This is a genomic window from Actinomycetota bacterium, assembly GCA_012837825.1.
Classification (GTDB): Bacteria; Actinomycetota; Humimicrobiia; order Humimicrobiales; family Humimicrobiaceae; genus Humimicrobium.
The window spans coordinates 1-10,611 of the sequence record DUQM01000062.1 but is presented as its reverse complement, the minus strand read 5'-3'; the positions used below and the strand labels follow the sequence as shown (position 1 = coordinate 10,611).

Sequence of the window (10,611 nt, the reverse complement as noted above, 5' to 3'; positions counted from 1 at the left end):
TAATGAAATAGAGTTTAAATACATACCCAGTTATTTTTATTTGTTTCTGGCAATTAGCTGCATCACAATGATGAGCTTATTACTATATATATTTTTATCTTTTAAAAAATTTAATAAATAAGCTTCTTATTATTAAATAAACTTAAAAATCCGCTAACGCCCACCAATATAAATAAAGGGTCTAAAGGGAGTCGATATCTTAAATATAATGGCTGGCTATATAAAGTACCTATTATTGTAACTATATAAAATGAAATAACAGCAATCGCCAGCAATTTCTGATTTTTTTTGCTTAAGATGACAGATATTATTGCAAATGCCCAAAATATCCAGAAAGGCAATTTTATTAAATTCCAAAATCTTTTTACCAGCCAATATGATCTTGGATTTGATTCTGACCGGGCCAAGTCTTGAATCAAGGGTATTAATTTAGTATCAAATTCCTCTAATTCCTGCATAGTCGGAAGCTTGTTATCGGGAGAAGAGAGCATCCACCAGGTTTTGGAAAATGGTATTAATTCACCTTCATCCGGCTCTAAGTATATTGATTCGTCTTTCAGGAGGTTTGTTGTCCTGTAATTATCTATTTCTTCTGAATGTAAGGATTCCTGCAGGGCCTGCTCCATTATTGCCAGTTTAAAAATATCTAAAGATAAGTTTTTTAAGAAACTTAAAGGATTAGATTTAATAGATTCAAACGCAACCTGTCTGAGTAATTTATAATTTGTATTCCAGCCCTGGGTCTTATCGACAAGAACTATTAAATCTCCAAAGAATCTCCTATTCGGTCTGTGGTTTAGGAATTTTTCAAAAGAAACATCATATTTTTTATAGAATTTCGAATTTATAAGATGTTCTTCAGCAAGTTTGCCCAACTTGTCTGAATATGGTCCGTTAGCTGGCTTGAATAATGGTTCCTGTAAAGTATATATACGCATAAACTCCATATAGTTAGAGCCTCTCGATAAAGAGAAATCATTGAATTTAATGATTTTGTAAGTTAAAAAAGGGCTAATTATAATTAAAAAAGAAATTGCATAAATTGCTATTAATTTTAAAATAAGTTTGAATTTAATTTTTATGAAGAAAAGAAAAATTATTAATATAATTGCAAAAACTCCTGATGGTCTTATTAATACCAGAAAGGCTGTGCTAATCCCAAAAAATGATGCATACTTTATATTTTTATTATCAATTAAGTATTTAAAGAAAACAAACATGATAATAGCTGCAAACCCAAACAAAGCGTCGGAATTTATCTGGTGAAAAAGAATTTGAAACGGAACCAGGATTACTAAAAGTATTGCAGAAATTCTGGCCGCAATTTTCCCCCAGGAATTTGCGAGAAGATATATGAAAGGGATGCAGACCAAAGATAATGTCTGGCAGATTGTTGATGTTAAAATAACTCCTCCGGTTTTTAAAAGAAAACCGTAAAGAAGAGGCGAAACAGGCATTCTGTATGTCAGTATCATCGGAAATACAGATTCCTTATTAAAAATATCAATAAAATAATCTGCAAATATAATGCCGTCAGGACCGAAATGTAGGGGGAAAGCTTTCCATAAGATAAGATGAAAAATAATTGCAAACAGAAATATTATAATAAAAAAGACATAATCTTTTTTAAAAATTTCTTTTAAATCTTTGCAAATTGATTTTTGTATTAAAATGGTTTTATTATTATCAAAATTAGTCTTATCAATCATTATCTTGAATATTTTCTGATCAACTTCGTTGCATTGTAAAGTTCCTCATAATTATTTATATTGATATGAAAACCGTCAAGCATATAGGCATATGCCTTCATATCTTTTGCAACATTATTGATTACTGTAGTAATATCCTTTTCCTTTCTAAAAGAATCCTCTTCGGTATTCTTAATGTATTCAAATATTTCGGGTTTGAACATATAAATTCCACAGCCCCTATATCGATGTTTGGGTTCTTTTGGTTTTTCTATTATTTCAATTATTCTTCCATCATTTTCAACATCAGCGCAGCAGGTTTGTCTTAAAGATTCTATATTGGTTTCCTCTATAACAGCTTCTGCGGCAACAGCATCTTTTTTATAAAATAATTCGAACATAGGGTTTAAATCCTTATGTGTAAAGTATTCATCACCAAGGATTGTTAAAAAATCATTGTTTTTATTATATTTTTTTGTGAGAGCGATTGCATTGGCGGTACCATCTAATTTTTCCTGATTAATGAAATCAATGTTTATCTTCAGACTGCTGTTTATGTTTTTAAAATATTCAAAAATTTTTTCTTTATGGTATTTGACGACTATGAATGCATTTTCAATACCTGTTTTTTCAAGCAAATCAATAATATGATGTATTATAGGCCTGTCATAAATGGGGAATAAGGTTTTAGGTAAAAGATGACCAAGATAACCAAGTCTTGTTCCTGAGCCGGCAGCAAGAATTACAGCATTTTTTATGTCTTTGTTCATCAATTAAGAAATAATTTTTAATATACTGGAAATAATATTGAAAGTTTACATTAACAATATGATTTAGTAAAGTTACATGAATTACTATGTTTTTATATAATTTTCTTTATAATATAATTTCTTTTGTTATTTTCTTTTACAACCTGGCTTAAAATAAAAAATTTTTAATTAAGTCATATAAATAACTATGCCTGACGGTAAGAGTAAATTTCTAAAATTTTTAAAAAATAATTATATAATCATAATTCTTTTTCTGGTTTGTGCTTTTCTTGTTTTTTATAATCTTGGTTCTATAGAATTCTGGGGAGAAGACGAGGCACAAACTTTATTGTGCGCATCAAGATTCATCTTAGGATTATCCAATGACTCCTTAAACAATGTCACAGCAATTTACAGAAATATTACTTTTGCTTCCGTAATTCTGGTACAGGTGCCCTTCATTTTTATTTTTGGTGTAAGTGAGATTGCTGCAAGATTTCCAAGCGCAATAATGGTTCTTTTGACATTTATAATAATTCTTAGAATTTCAAAACTTTTTCTTGATAGAAAAACAACTAATCTTATTCTGCTTCTTTTTACAATAAGTGGAGCCGCCGGCCTTTTTAGGAGTGCAATAGGGGTAATATTTTATATATTTTTTATATTGGCAGGTTTCTACTTTATTGAAAAATTTCTTTACCATAAGGACATAAGCCTGAGATATAAAACCAGAGATTTGATATCAGGCATGATGTGTGCAGCATTATCTATAATTTTTGTGCCTGACGCATATTTTTTTATGCCTTTTTTTATAATAATAATTTTAATAAATATCAGAAGAATCGGTCTTCGCAAACTAGCACTAAGTCTTATCGGGCCAGTTTTCATACTTGGGTTTTTTATATATTTTCAATTTTTTAATTCAAAAAAACTTACTGGTTCGTATGGAGCCGTTTATGAGCATTTTATTACCAGAAAAGAAGGCCTGACTTTAGTTTTTAACATTAAAAGCTTTATCCTTGGATTTATCACCAGCTACTCCATTTTCTTTTTAACTCTCTTTATTAGCTCCTGTGTCTTTTTAATAGTTTTAGCTATAAAAAAGAAAATTAAAATTCCGGGAATTATTTTAAGGCTGATCTTGCTATTTTCTCTTCATGGAATTATCTGGATGTTTCTGACAGAAAAAGAAAACGGCCACTTAATGAACGGGTTTCCTGTTTTTATTTTCATAACAGGTTATGCTGTTAAATGTCTTTTTGATATTATCGGAGAATCAAAGCTGAAAATAAATGTAAAAAAAGGATTAAAGGCATTCTTTATAATATTGTTAGGCTGTTTTTTTGCTTTAAACCTTTATCATTCATTTATACAGTTCAATGACCTGTCTCTTGACAAGCAAAAATATCCTTTGATCTATAATCCCAACAAACTTCCTGCAGGGTATATATCAGGGCATAAAGTAGGGATTAAAAGTGCGGCCTACCTCTTGAGAAAAATTGTCAAACCAAATGAATATCTGGTATCGGACAAGGGTACTGCTTTCAGTTTTATATATATGGGGGGAGATCAGGTGGTTTACAGCACCAGCAATGCCATTGAATATATGAGGGTCGGTGAGGACATATATAATAAATACAGGATAAGATTTATCGGCATATCTTATGATTTTCAAAATAAAGAATATCTTAAATACATAGATTCACGAGGATTTAATAAAATAACCATCAAGTCAAATGACAAGGAAATTTATTACATATATGACGTTCTGGAGAGAGAAAATAAAAATGAGGTAATTGAAAGGGAGCAATATGACTGGAAATATTTCTGGGAATATGGCAGACCGGAAAAAGCAATATCTTTTTTTTCAAATTTCTAGTTCCAAATATAAATAATAAGTGAAATACTTAATTAAAATAGTTTAAGATATTAAAGGATATTTTATGGAAAAGAGTAAAAATAATAACGATATCATTAAGGAAAATACTGACAAAAATGAAGTAGCATTTTCTGAAATATTAAAAATATTTGTAAGAAGAAAATGGCTTTTTATAGGTCTTTTCATTGTCGTTGTGGCCATCGGACTAACTGTTACATTCAGCACATCTCCTCTTTATAAAACTGTTTCAAATCTTAAGTTTTCCAATATTTTTTATGATGAAAACCTATACAGATATTTTCCTGCAGAAGCGGAAGAACTTGCAATATATGCGCCAGGCATGAAATCGACAGAACTTGAAAACAGCAATCTTGACAAATTTGCCCAAAAAATGAGGTCGGAGGACATCATTAAAAAGGTTGCTGAGCAACTTAATTTGCCATCGACTGTAAAAGAGATAAATGATTCGATAACCCTTATTCAGGATAAAGGCAAAAGAGTTTTTCAGATAGAGGTTTCAAATCCTGACGCGCAGACTGCTTATAATATTAATCAGAAATTATTTGAAATATTTATTTCAGAAATAAATTCTGGAAAAACACTGGAAGCTCTTTTGGAAAAAATCAATTCCAGTATTTCCGAAATTAACAAAGAGCTTCCAGAGTCGGGAAGCAGGGCCGATGTATTAAACAATTCAGACGTTTCATCAAAACTATTTATCCTAAATAATCTTGAAGAAATGAAATATAATCTTGAAATTAACAAAGAAATAATTGTAAAAAAAGTTGAAATTACCAAGGAACCAAATAAACCGAATAGCCCATATAATCTAAACTATAAGAAAAACATATTTATAGCAGTTTTTGCTGCTATAATGCTGAGTCTTATTGCAGTATATTTGCCAGAGATTTTTATAAGAAAGAAGAAAAATAATTAGTTTAAATTTTATTATTATAATTCCATGATCAGACTTCAAAATCCTGTAGACATAACTGTTGCAATGAGTGTCTATGGCTATAAGAAAAATGTCAGAGACACCATAGAAAGTATTTTAAATCAGACATTTGATAATTTTGAATTTATTATTATAGATGATGGCTGTAATTACGATCTGGAGCAAATAGTTAAAAGCTATAATGATAAAAGATTGTTATTTGTTAAAAATGAAGAAAACTTAGGTCTTACCAGATCTTTGATAAAAATAAAGGAAATCTTTAAAGGGAAATATATAGCAAGAATTGATGCAGGCAATCTGGCATGTAAAACCAGGCTTGAGAAGCAATTTCAATTTTTGGAAGAAAAACCTGATTACTATCTCATCGGTTCTTCTGTTTTGCTTTTTGATGACAACAGAGAGGAACTATGCAAAATTATTGCCAGCGATAATCCTGATTTCATTAAAAAAATGTTACCGGATCATAATATGATAAATCATTCTTCCATTCTGTTCAGAAATGATTGCGAGCTATATTACAGGGAAAAGTTTAAATATTCCCAGGATTATGATTTCTATTTAAATCTTATCAGCAAAGGGAAAAAGATAGGAAACTTGAAAGAGGTTCTTACCTGGGAGCTTTTTTCCAAAGGCTCAATTACTTATAGCAGGCAAAATGAGCAGAAGTTTTTTGAAAAACTCGCAAGAAATTTTTATTATGAAAGACTTGAATCTGGTAATGACAGTTATAATAATTTTGATATAAATAATCTTGGTATTGATCAGAATTTAGTTAAAAATTTTGAGAAGCATTCAAAGAGCATAGATTCTCTTTTTTTTGAAAAACAGAAAATTTATTATCTTTTAAGATCGCTTAGATTAAAAAAAGCAAGACAGAGCATTAAATCGATATTAAAAGATAAATTTAACTTTAAAATGTTTGTCTATTATATTGTTTCATTTTCCCCCTCTGTAATAAAGGCTTTAAATAAAAAGGATAAAGTTGAGTTTGAATAATAAAATAAATATAGCATACATATCCCGTACCTCTAATTTAACAGGTGCTGAAAAAATCACTCTTGATTTGGTAAAGGCATTAAATAAAGATAAGTTTAAGCCAATAGTGTTTCTTCCTGACAATAAAGGTGTTTTTTATGATGAGCTGACATCTTCAGAGATAGATACAAGAATAATAGAGATGCCTTTTTTGAGAATTACCTATAATCCTTTCTCGCTGATGAAATTTTTTATAAATATAATTGTTCTAAATAGAAAGTTTAAGAAAATATTTGAAAACGAAAATATAAAAATAGTAAGCTGCAACACCATACATGAAGCATTATTTATATTTAGGGCAGTTAGCTTTCTGAAATTAAAACTTATAATTTGTTTTAAGAATATTCTTGATAAAAAATGGAAAAAAAAGATAAGAGCAAAATTCTGCAGTAAATTTGCTGCCAGAATAATAGCAGTCTCAAAAAAGGCGGAACTCGATTATACGCGGTTTACTAATAGTAAAAAAGAAAATTCAGTTGTTATTAATGATTCTATTGATTATAAAGATTACCTTAATGGATTTAAATCATTCGAGATAAACTATCCGGGAAAGAATAACTTAGATTTTATAATTGTAAACATTGGAAGCATCCAGGAGCTCAAAGGCCAGCTAATGCTTTTACAGGCAATTAATAGCGATATATTAAAAAATTATCAGATAAAAGTATTTCTGGTTGGAGAAATTTATCATAAAAATGACACTCCATATAAGTTAAAAATAATTGATTTTATAAAAGAAAATGCTTTGGAAAATAAAGTTTTTATGCCGGGTTATCAAAAAGATGTGAGAAATTACTTATCGTTTTCGGATCTGTTCGTGCATTGCCCAGTTATAGATGATGCATTTCCAAGAGTTATACTTGAAGCTTTTTGCCTGAGTAAGATTACTCTTGCTACAAGAACAGGAGGCATACCTGAGATGATAGAAGATGGCTTTAACGGATATCTGAGTGAAATAGATAAAAACCATCTTGCAGAAAAAATTGAATTTATTTATAAAAACAGAGACAAGCTCAGCATGATAAAGGAGAATGCTCTTAATTCTGTTAAAGACAAATTTAGTCTTAAAACACAGGTAAGACAGACAGAGGATATATATTTTGAAATTCTGGGAAAAGAAAGAAACAGATAAAAAGTTTTAAAATGGAAAATAGAAAAATAGCAATTATCACGATTAACTATAATACTGAAAGTCTTATTGAAAGGTTTATTGATTCAATTGTCAGTCAGACTTATAAAAACTGGCTTATTGCAATAGCTAACAATAGTGATTCAGACAAAATTTTAAATAGAGTTATACAAAAATATAGCGAAATTGAAATATATGTTGTAAACATTAACAAAAATGTTGGATACAGTAAGGCAAACAATATCTCTTTTGAATATTTGAAAAATAACAACAAATTGAATTCTGATGATCTGGTGCTTGTAAGTAACGAGGACATTGTCATGGAAGACAGTGATTTTTTAAAGAAATCAGTTGAATTTTTTGATAAAGATGACTGCAGTTTCATAGGTCCCAAAATAATTAATAATGATGGTTCAATGATGCTTCCTCATAAAAAGGAAACAGGATATTTAAAATGTCTTTTACATTTTGGAAATAACGGAATAGCTGATAAAATTTTTAATATCAACAGTTATTTTAAAAAAATTATAAATCCATCTGAAGTATTTCTTATAAATGGTGCATGTTTTTTTGCAAGGTTTAAAGATTTTGATAAAGTAGGAATGTTTGATGAAAATACTTTTATATATTATGCCGAAGAACTTCTTTTCAGGAAAGTAAAGAATGCCGGATTAAAAGTAAAATACATCCCTGAAATTTATGTAAAACATGATCATTCCGGTACTGTTAAAAAGAATTATAATCCTGTTTTTAAGAAAAAATTTGTATATGAGGCAGAAATTTACTTCCTTACCGGAATTTTAAGAGTTAAAAAATTTTTGTTATTGCTATTTAAAGCTGAAAGAAAAATCGAATTTGTTCTTATCAGTCTTTTTCATAAAATAAGCAAAAACTAAGGTTTATATAGTAAGTATGATTAAAAAAATGGTCATAATTAAAAATGGATAATAAGGAAATTACAATTAATTTCAAAGAGGGTTCATTTCTGGGTAAAATCAGGAGTTTTTTTTCTTCTGCAAATATTAATTTTGTATATATTTTTATCGCTTTGCTGGCTGTTTTTTTACTTGTTAACAAATATCCATACATGATTATTGCAGTTCTGGGCATTCTCACACTAATAAGTTTTATCGCGCTTTGCATGAATCATAAAATCAATATTATCGGGTTTAAGCTTAATATTTTTCTTTTTATTATCTATTTTTATTTTTTATTAAGCTTTCTTGTTTCAGAACAGTCTTTAACAAGCTTTCTGAATTTTAATTTTCTAAGATATGACGGCAGTTTCTTTTTCTGCTATCTTCCTTTTTTTGTTTTTTCAATTATTTTTTTAAACTATAGAAAAGCATTAAAAATCTATTTTTATTTTTTATTTTCCACATTTGTCTTATTTGCAGTATTCGGGTTTATTGAGTATTCGAATTTTTTACAATCAGTTATGGTAAAAATAGATGATTATTATGTAGGCCTGATGTTTGTTGCTCTAAATAATGCCCATAATGCCACAGGTTCAGTTTATGCGATTGTCTCCGTTTTTGCCCTTTCTTTTTTTCTCAAAGGCAATAAAAAAGAAAAAATTGCTTATGGAGCTGTACTTGCCCTATGCTTTATCGCTCTTCTGATTACAAAAAGCAGGGGAAGTCTCCTGGCATTTCTGGGCGGTGCGGTATTTGTTTTTCTCTTATCCAGCAAATCTGTTTTAAAATTTTTAAGAAATTTTTTTTTAATGGGTGTATTGATAGTACCTGTAATTCTGCTCACTGATACCCTTGACAGAATAAAAATGATATTTTATGCGAAAGATTTGAGCACTTTAACCAGAATAAGCCTGTGGGAAAAAGCAATAACATTATTTAAACAAAGCCCAGTAATCGGGATAGGTTATGGGAGATATAATGATGTACTGTGGCACTTTGACAGTCTCAGGCTTACGGGAAAACCCGGTATAGCAGCTATGTATACTCAGCAGAATTTTGCTTTTAATGATACCAATGCGCATAGTTCTTATTTTCACTTTCTGGCAGAAACTGGAATTATAGGACTTGTTCTAATTTTAATTTTCTGGATTTCGTGTTTTACAATTATTTTTAAAGCTTACAGAACTTCAAATAACAGTTTTAATTTAAAAGCATATCTCTCTGTTCTTGGAGGTATACTTACACTGTTTCTATTGTCATTTACTGAAAACTATATGACAGCTCCCACAGTTATGTTCTGCATATCAGTAGTAGTTGCTCTTTCAATTGGCCTTTGCTGGCAGGAAAGAAAAGAAAATCATTCTGAAGAAACTAGCTTGTAAATATTTAGATTTTCTATTTTTGCTTTTAATGGCGAATATGTAAAAATCCTAAAAAATATTTCTTTGTCAGGAATAGAAAGAGAATTCAAAATCTTTGATATTTTTATTTTCTCTCCAATCCTAATCTCCTCAGCCTTAATTGAAAATTCCTGAAAAGGATCATCATAGTCTTCACCGTATAAATCAACCAGTATATTATCGGTTATGTTATTATCTACAGTCAGATCAAACTCAATAAGATAGTTTGTGTATTTTTCAATTTCAACTGGAAATCGAAAAAGCTTAAGTCCTTCCTTATCAGAATCAAATGCTATTTTTGTTTTGTCTTCCGATATTGTGCAACTATGTAGTTCTGCATCTGGAAAAGTACCGGCATCATTTATTCTGGCTAATTTTATATCATCTTTTTCAAAGATATATAATCTGGCATCTTCATAACCAACAATAGAGTCTCCAAAGTCTTTATTGATTTTTTTAAAGAAATACCTTGATGGAATATCCGGATCGGTAATAAGTTTATTATTTAATATAAGTAAAATCTGTTCGTTATAAAATCCATGAGACAAAGTTCTTAAAAAAACTTCATCAGCATCAAGATCTTCTATCCTTTTATGACCTGAGCTCACGTAATTATATTCGTTTGATTGAGGATAATATATTTCTTTATTAAGATAAGCAGATACAGCAGTTGAATCGATATCTTTATAACCAGAAAGCATTGTTTTATTAAGATTAAAATTTTGTTTTATGTAAATTGAAATATTTTTTTGTACAGAAAAGGGATACCTGCAATCAAAATAAAATGCAGATAATGAACCACAAAGCCCAAAACTCAAAATAATAATTAAAAATATATTAGAAAAATAATTAATAAATT

At 29.2% G+C, this 10,611-nt stretch carries 9 protein-coding genes; 6 read left to right on the top strand and 3 right to left on the bottom strand.

Annotation, left to right across the window (positions count from 1 at the left end):
• Positions 1-110: 110 nt before the first annotated feature.
• Together GXZ93_04595 and GXZ93_04590 are read right to left on the bottom strand one after the other, a co-directional pair.
• A complete protein-coding gene (locus GXZ93_04595; protein ID HHT79058.1) occupies positions 111-1,475 on the bottom strand; it encodes a hypothetical protein in 1,365 nt (454 codons plus the stop codon).
• Between the two features lie 233 nt (positions 1,476-1,708).
• Positions 1,709-2,458 carry a nucleotidyltransferase family protein gene (locus tag GXZ93_04590; protein ID HHT79057.1) on the bottom strand — a complete coding sequence of 250 codons (750 nt, stop codon included), beginning with the start codon at positions 2,456-2,458 and terminating at the stop codon, positions 1,709-1,711.
• Positions 2,459-2,645: 187 nt separating this feature from the next.
• Here GXZ93_04590 and GXZ93_04585 point away from each other — a divergent pair, with 187 nt between their 5' ends.
• The 6 genes from GXZ93_04585 (at position 2,646) to GXZ93_04560 (ending at position 9,734) form a co-directional block, all read left to right on the top strand.
• The gene (locus GXZ93_04585) at positions 2,646-4,316 is read left to right on the top strand and encodes a hypothetical protein (GenBank protein HHT79056.1); all 1,671 of its coding nucleotides are present in this window, start codon (positions 2,646-2,648) and stop codon (positions 4,314-4,316) included.
• 64 nt (positions 4,317-4,380) lie between these two features.
• Complete coding sequence (locus tag GXZ93_04580) at positions 4,381-5,253, top strand: hypothetical protein (GenBank protein ID HHT79055.1); 873 nt, start codon at positions 4,381-4,383, stop codon at positions 5,251-5,253.
• Between the two features lie 24 nt (positions 5,254-5,277).
• Complete coding sequence (locus tag GXZ93_04575; GenBank protein HHT79054.1) at positions 5,278-6,267, top strand: glycosyltransferase; 990 nt, start codon at positions 5,278-5,280, stop codon at positions 6,265-6,267.
• Complete coding sequence (locus GXZ93_04570) at positions 6,260-7,438, top strand: glycosyltransferase family 4 protein (GenBank protein HHT79053.1); 1,179 nt, start codon at positions 6,260-6,262, stop codon at positions 7,436-7,438. Before GXZ93_04575 ends, GXZ93_04570 begins: the two co-directional genes overlap by 8 nt.
• An 11-nt stretch (positions 7,439-7,449) precedes the next feature.
• Positions 7,450-8,331 carry a glycosyltransferase family 2 protein gene (locus GXZ93_04565; protein ID HHT79052.1) on the top strand — a complete coding sequence of 294 codons (882 nt, stop codon included), beginning with the start codon at positions 7,450-7,452 and terminating at the stop codon, positions 8,329-8,331.
• Positions 8,332-8,375: 44 nt separating this feature from the next.
• Complete coding sequence (locus GXZ93_04560) at positions 8,376-9,734, top strand: O-antigen ligase family protein (protein HHT79051.1); 1,359 nt, start codon at positions 8,376-8,378, stop codon at positions 9,732-9,734.
• On the opposite strand, the gene GXZ93_04555 is transcribed toward GXZ93_04560, so the two are convergent.
• A partial coding sequence (locus GXZ93_04555) for a hypothetical protein (GenBank protein HHT79050.1) occupies positions 9,710-10,611 on the bottom strand: 902 nt, incomplete at its 5' end. The two genes, GXZ93_04560 and GXZ93_04555, sit on opposite strands and share 25 nt — an antisense overlap.

Coding starts and splice junctions, on each gene's coding strand:
- GXZ93_04560 (HHT79051.1), top strand. CDS start 8,376: ATGGATAATAAGGAAATTACAATTAATTTCAAAGAGGGTTCATTTCTG.
- GXZ93_04575 (HHT79054.1), top strand. CDS start 5,278: ATGATCAGACTTCAAAATCCTGTAGACATAACTGTTGCAATGAGTGTC.
- GXZ93_04595 (HHT79058.1), bottom strand. CDS start 1,475: ATGATACTGACATACAGAATGCCTGTTTCGCCTCTTCTTTACGGTTTT.
- GXZ93_04565 (HHT79052.1), top strand. CDS start 7,450: ATGGAAAATAGAAAAATAGCAATTATCACGATTAACTATAATACTGAA.
- GXZ93_04590 (HHT79057.1), bottom strand. CDS start 2,458: ATGAACAAAGACATAAAAAATGCTGTAATTCTTGCTGCCGGCTCAGGA.
- GXZ93_04585 (HHT79056.1), top strand. CDS start 2,646: ATGCCTGACGGTAAGAGTAAATTTCTAAAATTTTTAAAAAATAATTAT.
- GXZ93_04580 (HHT79055.1), top strand. CDS start 4,381: ATGGAAAAGAGTAAAAATAATAACGATATCATTAAGGAAAATACTGAC.